Origin of the sequence: Arthrobacter silvisoli, from assembly GCF_003369445.1 — a bacterium.
GTDB lineage: Bacteria > Actinomycetota > Actinomycetes > Actinomycetales > Micrococcaceae > Arthrobacter > Arthrobacter silvisoli.
The window spans coordinates 1-20,762 of record NZ_QRCU01000039.1; the positions used below are offsets into that span (position 1 = coordinate 1).

Here is a 20,762-nt window from a genome sequence, read left to right on the forward strand (position 1 = left end):
CTTCGGCATCCCCAATACGTAGACGCTATCCCGGCCGCGCAAGGAGTGTCGATGGGAACCCCTCCCCATGAAAAGGTCCCCACCGACGCCGGGCGGGTCCTGGCCGGCTATTTACCGAAGCCGCGCAGCCTCAGGGAATTGGCCACCACCAGCACCGAGCTCGCGGCCATCGCGGCGCCGGCGATCATCGGGTTCAGCAGCCCCAGAGCCGCCACCGGAATGCCGATCGCGTTGTAGAAGAACGCCCAGAACAGGTTGGTCTTGATTGTCGAAAGGGTCTTCCTCGACAACTCGATCGCCTGCACCAGTTGGCCCAGGTGGCTGCCCATCACGGTCAGGTCCGAAGCCTCGATCGCTACATCCGTGCCCGAACCCATCGCGATGCCCAGGTCCGCCTGCGCCAGCGCTGCAGCGTCGTTCACGCCGTCGCCGGCCATCGCCACTGTGGCGCCCCTCGCCTGCAGTTGCCGGACGGCGTCCACTTTGCCTTCCGGCAGGACTCCTGAGAACACGTCTTCAGCCGCGATCCCGACGGCGTCGGCCACCTGGGCGGCCACTGCGGCGTTGTCGCCGGTCAGCAGCATCGGCCTGATGCCGAGTTCCTTCAGCTGCGCGATCGCCGCCGCGGAATCGTCCTTGATGGTGTCCCGTAGTGCGACGATTCCGGCCGCACCGCCGTCCACGGCGACCCAGATCGCCGTGGCGCCTCCGGCCTCCGAGTCCGCCAGCGCCTTGCGTTGCGCCTCGTCCGGGGCGATCCCGTTTTCTTCCAGCCAGCCGGAGCGGCCCACGACGACGGTCTGCTGCCTGCCGTTCAGCGTCACCGTCCCGCGGACTCCGCCGCCGGCCGCCGAACTGAAGTCCGACACCGCGGGCAGGTTGCCGCCGTCGGGCAGTGTGTCCTTGGCGGCGGCGGCAATCGCGTGGGCGATCGGGTGCTCGGAGGCTGCCTCCACCGCGCCGGCCAGGGTAAGCACATCCGCTTCCCGGTGACCGTTGAGCGCCATGGTGCCGTCCACGGCCAGCTTGCCGCTGGTCACCGTGCCGGTCTTGTCCAGCAGGATGGTGTCCACGGTGCGGGTGTCCTCCAGGACCTGCGGGCCCTTGATGAGGATGCCCAACTGCGCGCCGCGCCCTGTGCCGGTCAGCAGGCCCACGGGGGTCGCGAGCCCCAGGGCGCACGGGCAGGCGATCACCAGGACCGCGACGGCGGCCGTGAAGGACGCGTCCAGCTCACCGGTTGCAAGGAACCAGGCCAGGAAGGTGAGCACCGCGAGGACCAGCACCACCGGCACGAACACCGCGCTGATGCGGTCCGCGAGCCGGGCGATCGGCGCTTTGCCGGTCTGTGCCTGGCTGACCAGCCGCCCCATTTGGGCCAGGGTGGTTTCCGAACCCACCCGGGTGGCACGCACCAGCAGCCGGCCCGAGGTGTTAATGGTGGCGCCCGTGACCGGGCTGTCCGGGCCGACCTCCACCGGGACGGACTCGCCCGTCAGCAGTGCGGCGTCGACGGCGGACGCGCCGTCCGTGACCACGCCGTCGGTGGCGATCTTCTCGCCCGGGCGGACCACGAACACATCGCCCACCCGGAGCTGCTCCGCCGGGATCTTGTGCTCGACGCCGTCACGCAGCACCGTGGCGTCCTTCGCGCCGAGGCTCAGCAGGGCTTTGAGGGCGTCGCCCGCCTTGGCCTTGGCGTTCGCCTCGAGGTAGCGGCCCAGGAGCAGGAAGGTGGTGACCACGGCGGCGACCTCGAAGTACAGGGCACCACCCATGGTCTCCATGCCGGGGTGCTCGGTCATCTGCGGGTCGGCGAACAACTGCCACGCCGAGTACAGATAGGCCGCCAGCACGCCGATCGACACCAGGGTGTCCATCGTGGAGGCGAAGTGCCGGGCGTTGATCGCGGCGGCCCGGTGGAACGGCCACGCCGCCCAGCTCACCACCGGCAACGCCAGCGCAGCCGCCACCCAGCCCCAGTTCGCGAACTGCAGCGCCGGGACCATCGAAATCAGGAACACCGGCACGGTCAGGATTGCGGCAACGATCAGGCGGGGGCGCAGCTGTTTCGCTGCGGGGCCGTGGTGCATGTGGTCGCCTGTCGCGACGCCACCGTCGCCGACGCTGTGGTCGTGTTCCGTTCCGCTGTGCTCACCATGATGCCTAGCGTGCTCGACGGCGGGGTGCTCGCCGTGGTGCCCGTGGTGCTGCCCGTCCGCGGGGCCGGCATGCGGCAGCGCGCGTCCAAGCGACGAAGGAGCGAGCGCGCCGAGCATGTCGGTTTCGCGGTCGTGCGCGTTCTCGTCGCCGTCGTCGGTTTCGTGGTCGTCCGAGTGGGTGCCCGGTTGCGGCTTCAGGTAGGCCTTGTAGCCCGTGGCGTTGACCGTGTCCACGATCTGTTGGTCCGTGATGCCGGCCGGGACCGTGACGCTGGCGGATTCGAGGGGGAGGTTCACGGAGGCTTCGACGCCTTCGAGCTTGCCGAGCTTCCGCTCCACCCTGGCCACGCATGATGCGCAGGTCATGCCCTCGATATCCAGTTCGATGATGCGGGTACCTTGCTGCTTGAGTAAGTCCTGGTTCCCCACGATGCCCCCTACGCGTCGTTGGCCACTACCAGGTAGCCTGCCTCGGCCACGGCTTCGCCGATCTCCGAGGGGGAGAGCTCCTGGGTGGAGGTGATGGTCACTGTCGAGATGCCGCCTGCATTCAGGTCGATCGCCACGGACTTCACGCCGTCGAGGGCTTCGATTTCCTCGCTGACCGCTGAAACGCAGTGCCCGCAGGTCATGCCCGAAACACTGACGTTGGTCTGGATGGTGGCGCTTTTCTGGCCCATGGCGTACTCCTTGGTGGTGAGTTGGATGGTGTGGTGAGAGTTTGCGGGGTTACCGCAGCAGGCGCCCGATGGCATCCGTGGCCTCCTTGACCTTGAAGTTGATGATTTCCGCACGGACCTCCGGGTCGGGTTCCGACGCCGCGCCCACCACGCAATGCCCGATGTGCTCTTCCAGCAGGCCAAGGCTGACGGCGTGCAGCGCCTTATTGACGGCGGCGACCTGGGTGAGGATGTCGATGCAGTACTTGTCCTCGTCAACCATGCGGGCGATCCCGCGGACCTGACCTTCGATCCGTTTCAGCCTGCGCAGGTAGGAGTCCTTGTTCGAGGTGTAGCCGTGCGGGGCGTGCGGCTCTTCGGACGTGTCCGAAGCAGCGGCAATGCCGGCCGGGGTGGTGAGAGGGTCTACCGTGCTCATGCATTCAATGTATACCCCCCGGGGGTACTTTGCAAGTACCCCCGGGGGGTATCCTCCGGTGGACGCGCCGCGGGTGTCGGGGACTAGGATTGCGCTCGGCTTTGTGAAGGTCGAAGAAAGGAACGCCATGCCGGACCCCGCAAGGGAAACCCCTCGGGGTGGAGGTGGTGCCTCGGAGTACTTCCGGGCTAAGCTCCGCTTCGAAATCGACGTCATGGACGTCGCCGACGCCGCGCCCGGCAGCTTCGTGCTGGTGGACACCCGCCGGCTGTCCTCCTGGGAACACGGGCACATCCCCGGCGCCGTGCACCTGCCCACCGCACAAATCCCTGCCCGTGCCCCGGAGCTGATCCCGGCCGGCAGCCGCGTGGTGGTCTACTCCTGGGGCCCGGGCTGCAACGGGAGCACCTTCGCCGCGCTCGCCTTCGCCGAACTCGGCTATCCGGTGCAGGAAATGATCGGCGGGATCGAGTACTGGGCGCGGAACGGCCTCCCGGTCGAAACGCCTAAGGGCGTGCAGACGGAGAAGCCCGATCCTCTGGTGACCGCGCACCAGGGGTGACCGTGAACCCGAGGTGAGCCCGGAACCCGAGGTGAGCCCCGCCGTCGGCGTCCAACGCCCGACGGCGGGACCGTGGCCCCGACTTAGCAGCCCTGACTCAGCCGCCCCACATCGCCGGGTACAGCGGAGTGACCGTCAGGCTCTCAAGGTGAGCGATGCCTCCCTCGGAGAAGACGGAGATGCTGTTCGCGCCCGCGGCGGGGAACACTTGATCCGTGATGGTCGCCAGGCCGTCCTGGGCGAAGAGCTCCACGGATGCCCGGTCCACGTACAAGCGCATCCGGAGGCGCCCGTTGATCAGGTCCACCCGGGCGTCTTCCACGGAGCTGAACGCCGGGTGGAAAACCACGTTGCCGGAGTTGCTCCTGTCGATGGAAAGCCGCTGCGTGGCCGTGGCATAGCCGATCCTGGTTGACTGGCTGGCATTTCCGAGCACCTTCAGGCCAAACGATGATGCCGTGCCGGGGGAGAATTCGGCGTCGATCTGCACTACGTCCCCGGTGGCCGGCAGGGCAGCGGTTCCCGGCTGGATGTCCTGGGCGGGCGCGGTGTACGCGGCGGAGGTGTTCTTCAGGGCATCTGCCTGGGACACCACCTGTTGCCGCAGCCGCGGGCCGTCGGGCGTCTGGGTCAGGACCACTTCACGCGGCAAAGCCATGGTTCCCCGCCATGTGCTGGTGGGGGTGTCCTGCCCGTAGTCCCAGTTGTTCATCCAGCCGAGCATGATGCGTTTCCCGCCGGGGGCATTGTTGAAGGACACCGTGGCGTAGTAGTCGCGGCCCCAGTCCAGCCAGTCGTGCGGTTCAAGGCGGGAGGTGTCGGAGGAGACGAACTCATCCGCCAGGATGTGTCCCCATCCGCCGCGGTTGTTGTCCACGATCCTGATGGTGGCCTGGCTGCCCTTGAAGGCGCTGACGTCCCATGCGGTCCAGGCCAGGCGTTCGGAATCGGCCCCGGTTGCGGTCCGGACTGTCTGGCCGTTGACCACCAGGTTCACCGTGGTTTCGCTGCTGCGGACTTTGGCCGGCTCGGATCCGAGCACCATGTTGTCCAAGGTCAGGTGCCCCCACGGGCCCGTGGCGTTGTCCACGATCCGGATGCGCGCGATCTGGCCGTACCATGGCGAAACGTCCCAGTTCTGCCAGTTCAGATCGCCGGAGTTCCGGCCCGTTGCGGTACGGACCGGAACGCCGCCCACCAGCAGTTCCACCTGAAGCTGCCCGTCGTACCGTTGGCCGCCACCCAGGAGGAATCCGATGTTGGTGTTCGTCAGGTAGAACTCGGGGGAGGTGACGGTGCCGACGTTGTTGTCCTGGTACGGGCCGCCCTCGAAGGTGTTGATCCGTTTCCCGATGGCGAATTCACCGCCCGACGTCGAGGGGTTGAGTGCCGCCTGGAAGTCGCCGGTGAGCTGCCAGCCGGCGTCGCTGAGGGTCCCGGGGTAGTCGAAACCGTCGAACAACAGATAGCCCGGAGGGGCCTGGTTGCCCGATTGTTCGCCCGGGCCCTGCGGGTGCTTCCCGCCGCCCACGAGGAAATTGAGGTAGTCCTTGTCGACGCTGAAGGGTGCCGATTCCATGGTGCCTACGGGATTGTCTCCACCGTGGAACCCGTTCACCAGCCCGGCCCCGACATTGCCCGCCACCGCCATCTGACCCGGGAGGCTGCCGGCGGCCGGGGCACTTCCCCAGGGACCGGAACTGTTCGCAGGATCGTTCTGGACGTTCCATCCGCCGTAGCTGCCGCCGTTGAAACCGGCAAGGACGTTTCCGGCCGGCAACTGATCGGCGGGATCGATGTTTTCGGCGGTGAACGTTGTGCCGTTGAAAGTACCCACGAAGTACTGTCCGCCGCTGCCGCCGGCTACGGCGCCCGGGTTGATGTTGACGGTGAGGACCCATTTGATGTTGTTCGGATCCCCGTCGACGGCGAGGGGAAACAGATCCGGGCATTCCCATTGTCCGCCGAAGGCATTCGCCGGTCCGAAGTCGGACAGGTAGCTCCAGTCCTTCAGGTTGCTGCTCTTGTAGAGGAGGACCCGGTGTTCGTCGGCCTCGACGGCGGCCATCACCCAGTAGTCCGGCCCGGAGGGGTTGTCGTACCAGAAGACCTTGGGGTCGCGGAAGCTGGAAGTATTCCTGGTGAGGACGGGGTTGCCGCTGTACTTGGTCCAACTCTGCCCATCGTCGAGGCTGAACGCCAACGATTGTGCCTGCTGTCCGGCCAGAGTCGGGTGGGCACTGGTGTAGTTGCTGGTGTAAATGGCAACCAAGGGCGGGTTTTGAAGGCTCCCGAAGCCACTGCTGTTGAGGGGGTCTTCCACCACGGAGCCGGAGAAGATCTCCTCGATGGCCTGGCCATTGCCGTTGAGGCCGCGGGAAATCGCGAGGGGCTGTTCCTGCCAGTGGATGAGGTCCGTGGACGAAGCATGGCCCCAGCTCATGTCACCCCATCGGGTCCCGTTGGGGTTGTACTGGTAATACATGTGGTACTTGCCGTTGTGGTAGACCAGCCCGTTCGGGTCATTCATCCAGTTCTTCTCGGGCGTGTAATGCAGATAGGGCCGGTACTGCTGCGTCGCCGGATCGGGATCGGTGGCGCGGGCAGGGCTGGTGGCTACGGCGAACGAGGCGGCAGTGAGGGCCACGGCCGTCCCGAGTGACAGCAATGCTTTGGTGCGTCTGGTCATCTTTGACAGACCTTTCAAGAGTGCTTGCCTTGCGGTAGGTCGGAAGTGCAGTGCAACGAAAGTGCAGTACATCGAACGACGACGGCGGCCATCACCTCAGGGGGCGGTGTCCGCCGTCGTCGTTGTTCCGGCAGCTGCGCGGCCGGTGGCAGGCGCTCGGAGCTTAGGGCGTCGCCCGGAACGAGTAGTTCGAGGCGTAGCTGACCACCTGGTTGCTGTCTCCGCTGTCCAGCACCTTGCAGCCGGACGTCGATGCATCCAGCACTACGGTGTGCACGGCGATCCCGGACACCGTGTTGTTCGTGGCGATGTAGTTGTTGTTCCCGGAGGCCACCAGGATGATCGTGGGCGTCTGGCCGGACGGGCTGACGGAAGCTGAGGGCACGTCGAAGCTGAAGTGGTTGCCGATCACTGAGTTGCTGCCGCCGGCGATGTGGACCAGCCCGAAAAGGTCATCCAGCCCGTTGTTGTAGGGTTTGAGCGGATCGAACGGCTCCATCTGGCGGAGGAAGTGGTTGTTGCCTACAAGGTTCTCCGTGCAGCTTCCCTCGAAGTTGACCATGCCCGGATAGAAAGCGTGCAGGCGGTTGGCGGTGATCGAGGAACGGGTGCAGTTCTTGAAATGCACGCTGCTCTTGCCGCGCGGGAAGATGTTGTTCCCGGTGACGAGGAGTCCGAAGTGGCCCTCGGCGAAGACCGAAAAGCCCACATAGCCGGCGCCGATCAGGTTGTCCGTCACCTTTGAAGCCTGGCCGGAACCGGTGAGCTCAACGCAGGATCCGCACTCGGCCAGGAAGTTGCCGCTCACGCTGAGGGCGTCGGTGTCCTTCACCACCAGCCCGCGCTCCAAGTACACCATGCCCATGCCCTCGACTCGGCAGGAATCGTTGGCGGAGTCGAAGAGGATGCCCGTTTTGCCGTTGGTGTAGTCGTTTTCGTTACTCCCGAAGGAGACCCCGTCCAGGCAGAAGTTTTCGAAAACGATGGAGCTCAGCCGCGGGTCGCCGCTCCGGTAGACCCGGAAGGCTTCGTTGTTGCCGTCGGTGTTTTCCACCCGGACGCGGCTGCCGCCGGGGTTGATCTCGTGCCAGCTGGAAGTGTTGCCGGCGTTGTAGCGGATGCTCAGCGAGGTGAAGCCGTGGCCCGATCCGCGGATGGTCAGGAAGCTGATGTCCACATTCACGCGGGTCTTGAGGGAGTAATCGCCCGGCGGGATGTAGATCACGGCGCCGGGCTTGGAGGACTGGCTGGTCTGCTGACCCTTGATGTCGGCGATGATGCTGTTGATGATGAGCCCGATGTCGTTGTAGGGCGTGGCCGAGGGATTGCCCGGTACGGACCAGGTGGTGACGTCGTAAACGGTGGTCAAAGCGTGTTCTCCTCACATCGTTGGGGGACTTGCTGTGCTGCTGTGCTGCGGGATCGCCGGAATAGTGCGGAGTCGCTGGAACATTCCGGCGATCCGGCGGCGTTCCGGCGAATTCGAGGGGCCGCGGCGGGGACTTAAAGAACGCCGATCAGGTGGCGGTGTCCGGCTCCCGACGGCGGTTGGCCGCTGCCCGGCGTCGGCTGCTGGGGCGCCGCGTGTGCCGGGCCGGCAAATGCGGCCAGCCCGACGGCGGTGCCCGCCGCTGCGGCCGAGGCCAGGAAGGCGCGGAGTACGTTCCTGCGGCTGATGTCCGGAATGGGCTTCATCTGTTCTCCCTTGAACTGGATTTCCTAGCTGTGACGAGCTGAGTGTGCCGAAGTGCAGCCAAAATGTGCCAAAACGATTTTGCGCCGCCGCGAAGACTTTAGGGCTGCACCAACCCCGGCGTCAAGGGAAAAGCCGAGGGAAAAATCCTTTGGGCACGCCGTCCGGACAATTTCCCTGTGACCCTTGACACCCTCGCCAATGGCCTTTACGGTTTTGCCAAGTCGTTTTGGCAAAACGATTCTTCACCCCGATCAATCTCGCCATTTCCGTTCGAGAGAAAGTGAGTCGACAGCGATGTCCACTCGAAAGACCATCAGCAGGTTCGTCGCCATCGGCGGCATTTGCACCGCCGTCGCCCTTGCGGCCACCGGGTGCGGCGCGGGGGGCCCGGCGTCTGCGGGTAGCGCCGCCAGCAACACTGTCAACGTCCTCGTCGAAGCCGGCGGCCACGCGGAACTCACCGGTGTCGCCGAGCAGTGCAAGAAGGAAACCGGCGTCACCGCCAACTTCGTCGAACTGCCGTACGACGGCATGTTCAACCGCCTGTCCAGCGAATTCTCCTCCGGCAATGTCTCCTTCGACGTCGCAGCCCTGGACTCCGTCTGGCTGCCCAGCTTCAAGGATGCGGTCCAGCCCATCGACGAACTCTTCACCGACGAGGCCAAGAAGGACATCTTCCCGGCCCTGGTCAAGGAAGCCAACGTGGACGGCCACTTCATCGGCATGCCCGCCTGGACCAACGCGGAAATCATCCTGTACCGCAAGGACCTCTTCGAAGACCCCAAGAACAAGGCCGACTTCAAGGCCAAGTACGGCTACGAGCTCGCCGCACCCACCACCTGGAAGCAGTACCAGGACATCTCCGCCTTCTTCACCAAGGACGGCATGTACGGCACTGACGTGAAGGGCGCCGTCGAAACCGAATGGCTGGCCCATGTGCTGCAGGCCGGTTCGCCGATGGTCCTGGACGCCGACGGCAAGGTGATCGTCGACAACGCCGCCCACAAGGAAGCCCTGGACTTCTACACCAGCCTGGTGAAGTCCGCCCCGTCCGGTGCCGCTCAGGTGGACTGGGCCGCGGCGCAGAACCTGTTCAACCAGGGCAAGACCGCCATGACCCGCTTCTGGGCCCACGCCTACCGCCAGATCCCCAAGGATTCCCCGGTGGCCGGCAAGGTGGGTGCCGCCCCGATGATCGGCGGCAGCGCCGGCGTCGCGGGTGTTCCCGGCCCGTGGTACCTCTCGGTTCCCAAGGCCACCAAGAACACCGAGGCGGCCAAGAAGTTCGTCAAGTGCGCCTACGACTACAACAGCATGGGCATCGAATCCAGCCTGGGCCTGGCCGCGCGCATCTCCGCCTTCGAAAAGTACCAGGACAAGCCGGGCTACGAGAGCTTCAAGCCCCTGATCGAAACCCTCAGCGGCAAGGCGACCCAAACCCGCCCGGCTACCGCGAAGTGGCAGCAGATCGTGGACACGGTCCTCATCCCCACCCTGCAGAAGGCCGTGGCAGGCGGTGACTCCGCCGCCCTCCTCGCTGACGCCAAGAAGCAGATCGAGGCCCTCCTCAAGTAAGACTCCGCGGCCGGCACCCGAGGCACAGCAAGTCCGGTGCCGGCCGCGGCCCCAACCAGCAGAAAAGAAAACCGTGCGTATCTCCGATCGCCGCTTCGCCCTCTTCCTGATGACGCCCGCGGCACTGTTCCTGGCCGTTTTCGTTGCTTACCCGCTGTTCCGTCTCGTGGCAGACAGCTTCTTCAAGATCTCGCCGATCGCCGGCGGCCCCCGGGACTTCGTGGGGTTCCAGAACTACGTTTCGGCCTTCGCCTCCGATGCCTTCATGGGCGCCGGGTGGCGGACACTCGCCTACACCGTGGTGGTGGTGACCCTCGAGTTCGCCCTCGGGCTGGGCATGGCCCTGCTGTTCACCACCCTGGGCCGCAGGTCCCAAGTGTGGCGGACCGTCTTCCTCTACCCGCTGATGATCGCCCCGATCGTGGCCGGCCTCCTGTGGAAGTTCCTGATGATCGACAACTTCGGCCTCATCGGAACCCTCCTCCACCAGGCCGGAATCCTCAGCAACCCCAACCAGATCGGCTGGCTGTCCGACCCCAACATCGTGTTGTTCTCCGTGGCCATCCCCGACATCTGGCTCACCACGTCCTTCATGTGCCTGGTGCTCTTCGCAGGCCTGCAGAACATCCCCGGCGACCTGATCGAGGCCGCCCGCCTTGACGGTGCCCGCGCGCCGTCCCTGCTGTTCCGGATCATCCTTCCGCTGCTGCGCCCCGTGATCGCCGTTGCCCTGGTGGTCCGCGGGATCGACGCCGCGAGGGCCTTCGACACCATCCTCATCCAGACCAACGGCGGCCCCCAGTCGGCTTCCGAAACCATGAGCCTGCTGATCTACCGCACCATGATCCGCTTCGGCGACCCGGGCCTCGCCAGCGCCATGGGCACCATCTACCTCGTCGCGATGCTCGCCGTCGCCTTCTTCGCGGTGGCCACCATCTGGCGGCCAGGAAAGGACACCTGATGCGCGTCGCCGAACGAACCAGGCCCGACGCAGGGAAGGCGGCTGCAGTGATTGCCGAAAGTTCCGTGCCAAGCACCACGCACGACGGCAGGCGCAAGCGCCGGGGCGTCAACCGCGAAGGCCTCGAAGCGGGCCGCCGAAGCACCCGGACGCTGCTGTGGGTCCTCCTCGCAGCAGCGATGGTCCTCTATGGCTTCCCGTTCCTCTACCTCCTGTTCACCTCCTTCAAGACGCCGATCGACACCATCGCGGTGCCGCCCACGGTCCTCCCCAAGGAATGGACGCTGGAGAACTACGCGAATGCCCTGGGCCGCAGCGGCGTGGTGGCCTCCTTCATCAACAGCATCCAGACGGCCGTCATCAGCACCCTGCTTTCGCTGGTGCTGGCGATACCGGCGGCCTATGGCATCACCCGCTACAAGACCCCGAGCGGCCGGGTGTTCATCATGGCCGCGCTGGTGACCCGCATGGTGCCGCCGGTGGCCATCGGCATCCCGCTGGCGTCCATGATGGCCTCCGTGGGCCTGGCGGATACGCCCATCGCGCTCTCGATTGCGCACACCACGATCTCGTTGCCGCTCTCCATCTGGCTGATGTCCAGCTTCTTCGAAGCCGTCCCGCGCGACCTCGAAGAGGCTGCAACGGTGGACGGCTGCAGCCGCCTTGGAGCCCTGTGGCGGGTGGTGATCCCGGTGGTCTCGGGCGGCATTGCGGTCACTGCGATCTTCGCCTTCCTGGCGTCGTGGAACGAGTTCCTGTTCGCGCTGTTGATGACCGCGATCCGCTCGCAGACAACACCTGTGGTGATCGCCAACTTCCAGACCCAGTTCGGACTCGACTGGGGATCCATGACCGCGCTCGCGGCGGTCTACTCGATCCCGGTCATCCTCCTGACCCTTCTCCTGCAGCGCAAGATCGTCGCAGGCATGACGCTGGGCGCTGTCAAGGGCTAGCGCCGTCAAGGGTCAGCGCTGCCAAGGGTTAGCGCCGTCAAGGGTCAGACCACCAGCAACGAGTAGCCTACTGATAGCCCCGCGGGGCAACCGACCATAAGGACGTGGGAGACAGATGAGCAACAAGACCATCGGCATCAAGGACGTGGCCCTCGCCGCCGGCGTCTCTGTGACAACGGTCTCCCACGTCCTCAACGATGTTGCCTACGCGCGGATCAGCCCCGAAACCCGGGACAAGGTCAGGACAGTCGCGGAGCAACTGGGCTATGGTCCCAACCGCCTTGCCCAGGCCCTGCGCACCCAGAGGACCGGCATGCTGGGCCTGGTCAGCGAGGAAATCGCCACCACGCCCCACGCCGGGCGGATCATCCTCGGCGCCGACGAGGCCGCGAAGGCCCGGGGTTACAACCTCATGATCATCAACACCCCCGGCTCGGCCAGCCTCGAATCCCGGCAGGCCGACGTCCAGGCCCTCCTGGAACGCCGGGTGGACGGCATCCTCTACGCCACCATGTACCACCGCAACGTGGAGCTTCCGGCCAACCTCGGCAGTGTGCCCTCCGTCCTGGTCGACTCGGTGGCCACGGGCGGAAACATCACCGCCGTGATCCCGGACGAGGAAGGCGGCGCCCGTGCCGCCGTCGGTGCGCTCCTCGAAGCCGGGCACACCCGGGTGGGCTTCATCAACAACACTGATGACGTCCCCGCCACCCACCAGCGGCTCGACGCCTTCCGGTCCGTGCTGACTGAAGCAGGGCTCGACGGCGATGCGGCACCTGTCGAGTCCGAGGTCTCCGAGGTGCACGGCGGCTACGAGGCGGCCCGGCGGATCCTGACCGGAAAGAACCCGCCCACCGGCCTGTTCTGCTACAACGACCGGATGGCGATGGGCGCCTACCGCGCCGCCGCGGAACTGGGACTCAGGATTCCTGAAGACCTTTCGGTGGTGGGCTTCGACGACCAGGAACTGATCGCCGCCAACCTCTATCCGGGCCTCACCACCGTGGCCCTGCCGCACTACGAGATGGGTGCATGGGCCACCGAGCACCTGATCGACGCCATCGAGGGGAAGACCGACCTTGCCCTCATGGCACTCCACCCGACCATCCTGAGCTGCCCCCTGGTGATCCGCGATTCCATCGCCGCTCCCCGGCAATAAGCAGCCAGCCCCTTCCAGCCCCCAAGAGGAAACGCCAGAACATGTCCAGTCGCCTTGATGCCGCACGCCCGGAAACGGCCCCGGCCGTCACCACCAGATTCCGGCCTGCCATCCACTTCACGGCAAGGGATACCTGGCTGAACGATCCGAACGGCCTGGTTTTCCACCACGGCCTGTACCACCTCTTCTACCAGAACAACCCGTACGGCAACGTCTGGGGCAACATGTCCTGGGGCCACGCCACGTCCCCTGACTTGCTGCACTGGACGGAAAATCCTGTGGCGATCGCCTGCGACGAAACGGAGGACATTTTCTCGGGCAGTGTCGTGGTCGACCACGGCAACACCTCCGGCTTCGGCACGGCGGACGCACCTGCCCTCGTCGCCATCTACACCAGCGCGTTCAAGGCGCCGTCCGGGCACGGCGGTACCCAGGCACAGTCCCTGGCCTACAGCACGGACGCAGGCATGACGTGGCGGAAATACGCCGGAAACCCCGTCCTCACCAGGAACTCCGCGAACTTCCGCGACCCCAAGGTCTTCCGTTATCACGGTGAGCACGGCGCCTACTGGGTCATGGCCGCCGTTGAGGCGCAGCAGCAAAAGGTGGTTCTCTACCGTTCGGAGGACCTCAAGTCCTGGGACTTCCTGAGCGACTTCGGCCCGGCCAACGCCGACGCCGGCGAATGGGAGTGCCCCGACCTCTTCCCCCTGCCGGTGGACGGGGACCCGGAGAATACCAAGTGGGTCCTGATCGTCAACGTCAACCCGGGCGCGGTGGCGGGAGGATCGGGCGGCCAGTACTTCGTGGGACAGTTCGACGGCGTCCGGTTCCTCCCGGACGACGGTTCACTTGCGGCGCCGGCCGGAGTGTCCTCGCTCGCCGATCCCAGGGCGGCCGCTGCCGCCTTGCCGCAATGCCTGTGGCTGGACTGGGGACGCGACTGCTACGCCTCCGTGTCCTTCAGCAACACCCCGGATGACCGCCGCATCATCATCGGCTGGATGAACAACTGGGACTACGCCAACGAACTGCCCACCGCCCCCTGGCGGTCCTCCATGACGCTCGCCCGCGAACTGCGCCTGACGACGGCGGGCCCCACCGCCGTCGACGGCTCCGTCCGACTGGTCCAGCAGCCGGTCCTGGCTGGGCCCCCTGCGGAAGTCATGGATACCGTCCAGCTGCATGATTCCGCCGTCCGGCTCCCGGACGCCGTTCCCGGCAGCGCCCAGGTCATCGACGCGGAGATCCTGCCCGGGAGCGCCGGGCGCGTCGATTTCCGGCTCCTCGGGAGCAGCGACGGAAGTGAGGGGACCATCCTCAGCTACGACACGCGAAGCGCCCGGCTCATCCTTGACCGCAGGTACTCCGGAAACACCGGCTTCCACGCGAAATTCGCGTCGGCCGAGTCAGCCCCGCTGGTCCTTGAGGACGGCGTACTCACGGTGCAGATCGTCGTCGACCACTGCTCGGTGGAAGTCTTCGCCCAAGGCGGCAAGGTGGTCCTGACCGATCTCATCTTCCCCTCCGAGGGAAGCCGGGAGAACTGGCTCTCCGTGGAGGGCGGCCCGGCCACCATACTGAAACTCGAAGTCTCAACCCTCGCCTGAGCGGCACACAAAGGAAGAAGCCATGTCCAGCAGCAACTACTACGACGTCACCACCTGGCCCGTCGGCAACGCGTCCAAGGACGTCGGCGAAGTCATCAACAGCATCATCGCGGACATCAAGGAGCGGCAGGCCGACACCGACGCGAACGACGGCGGAAAGCCCGGCGCGGTGATCTACCTTCCGCCGGGGGACTACCGCCTCCGGACGCAGGTGGTGATCGACGTCAGCTTCCTCAGGATCGAGGGCTCGGGGCACGGCTTCACGTCATCGAGCATCCGGTTCAACGTCCCCGAAGACGAATGGCCGGGGCTGCGCGAACTGTGGCCCGGGGGAAGCCGCATCCTCGTGGACATAGCCCCCGACGGAGAGGGCGGGGAAGCCCAGGGCGCCGCCTTTTACGTTGAACGGACGGGCAGCCCGCGGATCAGCTCGGTGGAGTTCTCCAACTTCTGCATCGACGGGCTGCACTTCACCGACGATGGCTCGGGAATGCACCCGGAAAACAGCTACGTGAACGGCAAGACCGGCATCTACGTGGCGAACGCCAACGACTCGTTCCGCGTCACCGGCATGGGGTTCGTCTACCTCGAGAACGCCCTCACCATCTACCACGCGGACGCGCTCTCCATCCACGACAACTTCATCGCCGAATGCGGCAGTTGCATCGAACTGCGCGGCTGGGGGCAGGCGTCAAAGATCACCGACAACCTGATCGGAGCAGGCTTCAAGGGCCACTCGATCCGCGCCGAGAACCATGGCGGGCTCCTGATCACGGCGAACAATGTCTTCCCGCGTGGAGCGAGCAGCGTCCACCTCGAGGGCGTCACCCGTTCCAGTGTCACCAACAACCGCCTGCATTCCTTCTACCCGGGGATGGTGATCCTCGCGGCGAACAGTTCGGAGAACCTCGTGGCCACGAACCACTTCCTGCGCGACCACGAGCCCTGGACGCCCTTCCTGGGAGTCGACAACGGCCTGGACGACCTCGCTGGGCTTCTCTGCGTGGACGGCAGCAACAACACCGTCGTCGGCAACCACTTCTCCGAGGTCATCGACGCAGACAGCATCCGGCCGGCTGGTGCGGCGCCGGTCATCATCCGGCTGCAGGCGGGGACCGGCAACTTCGTCTCCAACAACCATGTGGTGGCGTTGGACGTCCGTGCCGAATCCAGCGACTCCTGCTTCGCGGCGCAGGTGGACGCCCTGCTGACAACCTCGGCTTCGGACGGCCTCGCCGTGACGGCCGTCCTGGTTGATCCCGAATCGGCCCGGAACACGATCCTTGACTCCGGGACCGACGCGCAGGTCATCGCGGACAGGACCGTCAACGCCTTCAGGGCCACGCCCGCCATCGCTTCCTAGGCGGCCCATGCACCTGTGCCCGTAACCTTCCAGCCCCAGGGGGGCCTTGCCCCGGGAAGCACGACGGCGGCGGCCGCCTTTTGCGCCGCCGCCGCGGACGGCTACTTGTGTACCGGTGCCCAGGCCTCCGTGCCGACCGTGCCCGTGCCGACCGTGCCCGTGCCGCTGGCAGCTTCCGGCGCCGTCCCCCGGTCGAAGCGGTCGAGACGGAAGGACTTCAGCACCGGCGACAGGGTTCCGGTGAGGATCTCTTCGGCGAGGAGTTCACCGAGGATCAGCCCCAGCGTCGCTCCCGAGTGCGTGAACACAGCATGGAGGCCGGCGATCGCAGGCACCGGGCCAACCACGGGTTCGCCATCGCCCGGAATGGGCTTCAACCCAGCACCCACCCGCTGCGCGGTCAGCCGCGGGTTGCCGGCGAGCACTTTCGAGGCCTCATCGAGGAGGCCCTGCACCGACTCCTCCGGCACGGTGAACGAGCCGTCCTCCTCGGTGACCACGGTCTGTTCTGCCCAGTCAGCGTCGAGCACAAGCCGGCCGTCGGGCATGGGCCGGACCGCAACGCGCGGGGTGTTCAGCACGGTCTTCACTTCGGCATCCACCGGATCCGTGAACAGCACAAAGGCTGCAGGCGTGGCGTCCGGGACAACCACGCCCAGGGCGGCGAGCTGGGCCGGAACAGCGCCGCCGGTAGCGAGCACCACGTCGTCGGCGGGCAGCCGGGTTCCATCGCTGAGGATCACGCCGGATGCAGCGCCGTCCTGCACGTCAACCCGTACAACGCCTGCGTGTTCGATAACGCGCGCACCGTGGGCGGTCGCTTCGGCGGCGAGCACAGGGATGAAGTCCGGCATGTTCACCCAGCCTTCGCCCGGGTTGTAGATTGCCCCCTCCTCGGCAACGGCGTCGGGATCTACCTCGGGCGCAATGCGCGCGACGTCGGCGCGATCCACCCAGGTGGCGTCGTACCCGCCCGCGCGTTCGAAGGCGAACGTCTCATGGAAACTCTCGCCGGGACCTGCCCATTTCATGGCGCCGTCGAATCGGAGGTAGCCGCGGCTTTCCGGGTGGCGGGCGCTCCACGTGCGGTAGCGGTCGATGGCAAGCATCCGCAGGTAGTGGTAGCTGGCGGAACGGGCGCCTGAAGAATTCAGCCACGCGATCGAGCGGCTGGATGCACCGTCGGCGAGCGGCCCGGCGGTCACGAGCGTCACCTGCGCACCGCCCTGGGCAAGGTGTGCGGCGGTGGAGGCTCCGAGGATGCCGCCGCCGATCACGACTACGTGCTTCTGGGGGGACGTGGAGGACATGGTTCTCCCTTTCATGGTCAAAGGAATGGTGGGCGCCGCGAGGTGGGCGGCGGGGGAATGTCAGGCGGAAAGGGCGTGGATGCCTTCGATGACCCGCAGCACCTCAAGGGATTCGCGCGGATCGACGGGAAGCGGGCCAGTGCCGCGGAGGGCGTCGGCCAGCTCCTCATAGAAGCGGGGGTATGCGCCGCGTTCAGCAGGCACCGGGGTGCCGGAATCGCCGATGCCGAGGAGCCCCCACGACTCCCCGGGTTCAGTTCCGTACCCCGGATCGGTGGGCCGGACGCCCGCCGCGAGTTCAGCTTCCTGCAGGTCCAGCCCCCATTTCGTGTAGCCGGCGGCGGAGCCCAGAACGTGGAAGCGTGCCCCGTTCCGGGCGGCCATGCCGTTCATCCACAGCCGGGAGCGGACCCCGGAATCGTGGAGCAGGGAGACGAACGCCTCGGTTTCGCCGCCATCGGGGTGCGGGCCGTGCTTTGCCATGTCGCCGTGGCTTTGGGCAACGGGGCCGAACAACTGGATGGCCTGGTCGATCAAGTGGGCACCGAGATCGTGCAGCAGGCCGCCGCCTTCTGCCGGGGTGGCGGAGTCGCGCCAGTTCCCGAAACCGTCCGGCCGCCACCATTCAAAGCGCGATTCGAAGCTCCGGACCTCCCCAAGCGCACCGTCCCGCACAAGCTTCCGGAGGGTGAGGAAGTCGGCGTCCCACCGGCGGTTCTGGAACACCGTCAGCTGCACGCCGGCGTCGGCAGCCAGGGCCAGGAGTTCCTCGCCTTGGGCCGAGGAAGGAACGAACGGCTTGTCCACCACGACATGCAGCCCGCGGGCCATGGCCGAAGCGGCCAGTTCGAAATGGGTCGACGGCGGAGTCCCCAGGACCACCAAGTCAAGTTCCAGCGCGAACGCTTCCTCCACCGTCGGGACGATCTTCGCGTCAGGGTGGAGCCGCGCCGCCTCGGCGGCACGCGCCGGGTCCGCCGTCACGATTGCGTCCAGCGAGTAGTCCGGATCCGCGGCGATCAGCGGGGCATGGAAGACCTTGCCGGAGACTCCGAAGCCGACGACGGCGGTGCGGAGCGGCGCCTGCATTACAGCACCTCCGAAAGGAAGCGCTTGAGCCGTTCGCTTTGTGGGTTGTCGAAGAGCTCGGCGGGCGTGCCGGCTTCCACGACTTCGCCTTCGTCCATGAAGACCACCTGGTCCGCGACCTTGCGGGCGAATCCCATTTCGTGCGTGACCACAAGCATGGTCATGCCGCGGCGGCCAAGGCCTGCCATGAGGTTCAATACGCCCTTGACGAGCTCGGGGTCCAAGGCGCTGGTTGCTTCGTCGAAGAGCATCACTTCGGGTTCCATGGCCAGGGCCCGCGCGATGGCGACGCGTTGCTGTTGCCCGCCGGAGAGGTCACGTGGACGGTGGTCGGCCCGTTCGGCGAGGCCCACCTCGGCGAGGCGGCGGCGGGCGCGTTCCCTGGCCTCGGCCTTGGGCATTCCCTTGACGCTCCAAAGAGCCAGGGCCACGTTCTCCAGGGCGGTGTGGTCCGGGAAGAGGTTGAAGTGCTGGAAGACCATGCCGATACGGGCCCGCAGGACGTCCGGCTTGACCTGGAGGGCACTCTCGCCGGCCAGGATGACGTCACCGCTCTTGGGTTCATGCAGCCGGTTGACGCCGCGCAGGAGGGTGGACTTGCCTGAGCCTGAAGGCCCGATGATGCAGGTGGTGGTGCCGGGAGCCACGGTGAGGCTGACGTTGCGGAGCACTTCGATGTCCCCGTAGGCCATGGTGAGGTTCTTCAGTTCCAGGCTGGAGCCGTGGAACGTCTCGGCGGCTGTCTTGTCGGTGCTGCTGGCGCTGGTGCTGCTGTTTGCGAGGTTCACGTGTTGCTCCCGGTGATCAGCGGCGAAGCCGCATCGAGTTCATTGACTTCCTTCAGGCCACTGGTGGGCGCGGAGGGACGGCGGCGGCCGGTCCGGAACCTGTTGTCGAAGTAGTTGACCAGGTGGGTCAAGGGCACTGTGATCACCAGGTAGAAGATGCCGGCCATAACCAGCGGCGAAAGGTTTCCGGACAGCACGGCGGCGTCCTGGCCCACGCGGAAGAGCTCGCGTTCAGAGATCAGCAAGCCCAGGAAGTAGACCAGGGAGGAGTCTTTGACGATCGCGATGAACTGGTTGACGAGGGCCGGCAGGACCCTGCGGATGCCCTGCGGCACCACCACCAGGGCCATGGATTTGGCGTAGCTCATCCCCAGCGCGCGGCAGGCTTCGCCCTGGCCCTTGTCCACGCTCTGGATGCCGGCACGGAAGATCTCGCCGATGTAGGCGCTAGCAATCAGGCTGAGCGCGATGATCCCCAGCGGGTAGGGCGAGGGGCCGAAGATCGACTGGCTGAACCGGGCAAAGCCCTGGCCGATCAGCAGAATGGTCAGGATCGCGGGCAGGCCGCGGAATAGGTCGGTGTAGATCCGGGCCGGAACACGCAGCCACTTGGACGGGGAGATCCCCATGACCGCGACGATCATGCCCAGAGCCATGCCGATGATGGTGGCCGCGACGGAAATAATGAGGGTGTTCAGGAGTCCTACCCCGAGGAGTTGGGGGAGGACTTCGGCCATCGCGCCGAAATCGAAGAAGGTACGGATGATGGTGTTGAGCCAGTCCATGGTTGCTCTCAGACGTAGTTAGCTGGTGAATCCCGGGCGGACCGCACTGAGCGGCCCGCCCGGACATGTGGCGGCCGGCGGCCGGCCTGCCCGCCTACTTGCTCGGGGCGGGGGTGGTTGTTTGCTCGGCCTTGGGCAGGTACTGCTCGGGCATCGGAGAACCGGGGAACCACTTCTTGTACAGCTTCTTCCAGGTGCCGTCCTCCATCGCTTCGGCCAGGCCCTTGTTGAGCGCCTCCTTGAGCGCGGTCTTGCCCTTCGCCATGGCGAATCCGGCAGGGGCGTCGAAGGACGGGATGTCCGCCGCGCTGACCAGGCCGTGCTGCTTCTCATAGGACTTGGCCGCCTCGTAGTCCAGGAAGTGGGCGTCCACGGAGCCGTTGTTCAGCGCGGCAATCGCGGTGTTGTTGTCCGGGAAGCGCACCAGGCTCGCCGAGGTGAAGTTCTTCACCGCGTAGGCTTCCTGGAGGGTTCCCTGGACCACGCCCAGGCGCTTGCCCGCCAGGCCGTTTGCGTCCTTGATGCCCGAGGTCTTGGTGGTGATGATGGTCAGGTAGCCGGCCAGGTAGCCGTCGGAGAAGTCGACCGTTTCCTTGCGCTTGTCCGTGATGCCGATGGCGGCCACGCCGACATCGAACTGGCCGTTGGCCACAGCGGCAAGGAGGCCCGAGAAGTCCTGTCCGGTGAAGACGACGTTGTCCACGCCTGCGCGGTGGGCCACATCCTTGAACAGTTCGACGTCGAACCCGGTGAAGTTGCCCTGGGCGTCGGCGAAGGTGTACGGCTTGGCGTCGCCCAGGCTGGCAACGCGGATGGTGCCGGGCTGGATGAGTCCGTAAGGGTTGCCCGCCGTCGAGGTGCTCGCGGGGGTCGATCCGCCGCAGCCGGAGAGTGCCAGGAGCGTTGCAACGGCTGCCGCAACGATCACCCCCGGGCGGAAGTTCAGTCGTTTGGTCACAGCT

18 protein-coding genes are annotated in these 20,762 nt (G+C 66.1%); 7 read left to right on the top strand and 11 right to left on the bottom strand.

Annotation, left to right across the window (positions count from 1 at the left end):
- Nucleotides 1–107: 107 nt before the first annotated feature.
- The 3 genes from DWV11_RS10755 to DWV11_RS10765 form a co-directional block, all read right to left on the bottom strand.
- Entirely contained in the window at nt 108–2,528 is a 2,421-nt protein-coding gene (locus DWV11_RS10755) for a heavy metal translocating P-type ATPase (RefSeq protein WP_115789078.1), read from the bottom strand.
- Nucleotides 2,529–2,599: 71 nt separating this feature from the next.
- The gene (locus tag DWV11_RS10760; RefSeq protein ID WP_245953556.1) at nt 2,600–2,842 is read right to left on the bottom strand and encodes a heavy-metal-associated domain-containing protein; all 243 of its coding nucleotides are present in this window, start codon (nt 2,840–2,842) and stop codon (nt 2,600–2,602) included.
- 49 nt (nt 2,843–2,891) lie between these two features.
- Nucleotides 2,892–3,260, bottom strand: a complete 369-nt coding sequence (locus tag DWV11_RS10765; RefSeq protein WP_245953557.1) for a metal-sensitive transcriptional regulator — start codon at nt 3,258–3,260, stop codon at nt 2,892–2,894.
- Between the two features lie 127 nt (nt 3,261–3,387).
- On the opposite strand from DWV11_RS10765, the gene DWV11_RS10770 reads away from it, so the two are divergent.
- Nucleotides 3,388–3,822: a rhodanese-like domain-containing protein gene (locus DWV11_RS10770; protein WP_210725722.1), complete on the top strand. Its 435-nt coding sequence runs from the start codon at nt 3,388–3,390 to the stop codon at nt 3,820–3,822.
- A 97-nt stretch (nt 3,823–3,919) separates the two neighbouring features.
- On the opposite strand, the gene DWV11_RS10775 is transcribed toward DWV11_RS10770, so the two are convergent.
- The 3 genes from DWV11_RS10775 to DWV11_RS10785 all read right to left on the bottom strand — a co-directional run bounded on the left by DWV11_RS10775 (nt 3,920) and on the right by DWV11_RS10785 (nt 8,206).
- Nucleotides 3,920–6,511 carry a GH32 C-terminal domain-containing protein gene (locus DWV11_RS10775; protein ID WP_115788884.1) on the bottom strand — a complete coding sequence of 864 codons (2,592 nt, stop codon included), beginning with the start codon at nt 6,509–6,511 and terminating at the stop codon, nt 3,920–3,922.
- Nucleotides 6,512–6,674: 163 nt separating this feature from the next.
- Nucleotides 6,675–7,880, bottom strand: a complete 1,206-nt coding sequence (locus tag DWV11_RS10780) for a NosD domain-containing protein (RefSeq protein ID WP_115788885.1) — start codon at nt 7,878–7,880, stop codon at nt 6,675–6,677.
- A 134-nt stretch (nt 7,881–8,014) separates the two neighbouring features.
- Nucleotides 8,015–8,206: a hypothetical protein gene (locus tag DWV11_RS10785; protein ID WP_115788886.1), complete on the bottom strand. Its 192-nt coding sequence runs from the start codon at nt 8,204–8,206 to the stop codon at nt 8,015–8,017.
- A gap of 295 nt (nt 8,207–8,501) precedes the next feature.
- Between DWV11_RS10785 and DWV11_RS10790 the strand changes: the two genes are divergently transcribed.
- From DWV11_RS10790 to DWV11_RS10815, 6 genes are all read left to right on the top strand, one after another.
- Nucleotides 8,502–9,782, top strand: a complete 1,281-nt coding sequence (locus DWV11_RS10790; protein ID WP_115788887.1) for an ABC transporter substrate-binding protein — start codon at nt 8,502–8,504, stop codon at nt 9,780–9,782.
- A gap of 73 nt (nt 9,783–9,855) precedes the next feature.
- A complete protein-coding gene (locus tag DWV11_RS10795; RefSeq protein WP_115788888.1) occupies nt 9,856–10,743 on the top strand; it encodes a carbohydrate ABC transporter permease in 888 nt (295 codons plus the stop codon).
- Nucleotides 10,743–11,696 carry a carbohydrate ABC transporter permease gene (locus tag DWV11_RS10800; protein ID WP_115788889.1) on the top strand — a complete coding sequence of 318 codons (954 nt, stop codon included), beginning with the start codon at nt 10,743–10,745 and terminating at the stop codon, nt 11,694–11,696. Before DWV11_RS10795 ends, DWV11_RS10800 begins: the two co-directional genes overlap by 1 nt.
- Before the next feature lie 115 nt (nt 11,697–11,811).
- Nucleotides 11,812–12,855: a LacI family DNA-binding transcriptional regulator gene (locus DWV11_RS10805; protein WP_115788890.1), complete on the top strand. Its 1,044-nt coding sequence runs from the start codon at nt 11,812–11,814 to the stop codon at nt 12,853–12,855.
- A 41-nt stretch (nt 12,856–12,896) separates the two neighbouring features.
- On the top strand, nt 12,897–14,465 hold the full coding sequence (locus tag DWV11_RS10810; protein ID WP_115788891.1) for a glycoside hydrolase family 32 protein: 1,569 nt from the start codon (nt 12,897–12,899) through the stop codon (nt 14,463–14,465).
- A 22-nt stretch (nt 14,466–14,487) separates the two neighbouring features.
- Nucleotides 14,488–15,828, top strand: coding sequence for a right-handed parallel beta-helix repeat-containing protein (locus DWV11_RS10815; protein WP_115788892.1), 1,341 nt, complete (start codon nt 14,488–14,490; stop codon nt 15,826–15,828).
- 101 nt (nt 15,829–15,929) lie between these two features.
- Here the strand turns inward: DWV11_RS10815 and DWV11_RS10820 are convergent, their stop codons facing one another.
- The 5 genes from DWV11_RS10820 to DWV11_RS10840 all read right to left on the bottom strand — a co-directional run bounded on the left by DWV11_RS10820 (nt 15,930) and on the right by DWV11_RS10840 (nt 20,758).
- On the bottom strand, nt 15,930–17,138 hold the full coding sequence (locus tag DWV11_RS10820; protein WP_115788893.1) for an NAD(P)/FAD-dependent oxidoreductase: 1,209 nt from the start codon (nt 17,136–17,138) through the stop codon (nt 15,930–15,932).
- A gap of 60 nt (nt 17,139–17,198) precedes the next feature.
- Nucleotides 17,199–18,227: a Gfo/Idh/MocA family protein gene (locus DWV11_RS10825; RefSeq protein WP_115788894.1), complete on the bottom strand. Its 1,029-nt coding sequence runs from the start codon at nt 18,225–18,227 to the stop codon at nt 17,199–17,201.
- Nucleotides 18,227–19,015: an amino acid ABC transporter ATP-binding protein gene (locus tag DWV11_RS10830; protein WP_115788895.1), complete on the bottom strand. Its 789-nt coding sequence runs from the start codon at nt 19,013–19,015 to the stop codon at nt 18,227–18,229. Before DWV11_RS10830 ends, DWV11_RS10825 begins: the two co-directional genes overlap by 1 nt.
- A complete protein-coding gene (locus DWV11_RS10835; RefSeq protein WP_115788896.1) occupies nt 19,012–19,800 on the bottom strand; it encodes an amino acid ABC transporter permease in 789 nt (262 codons plus the stop codon). The genes DWV11_RS10830 and DWV11_RS10835 overlap by 4 nt, the downstream gene beginning before the upstream one ends.
- A gap of 94 nt (nt 19,801–19,894) precedes the next feature.
- Complete coding sequence (locus DWV11_RS10840) at nt 19,895–20,758, bottom strand: ABC transporter substrate-binding protein (RefSeq protein ID WP_425452058.1); 864 nt, start codon at nt 20,756–20,758, stop codon at nt 19,895–19,897.
- Between the last annotated feature and the right edge of the window lie 4 nt (nt 20,759–20,762).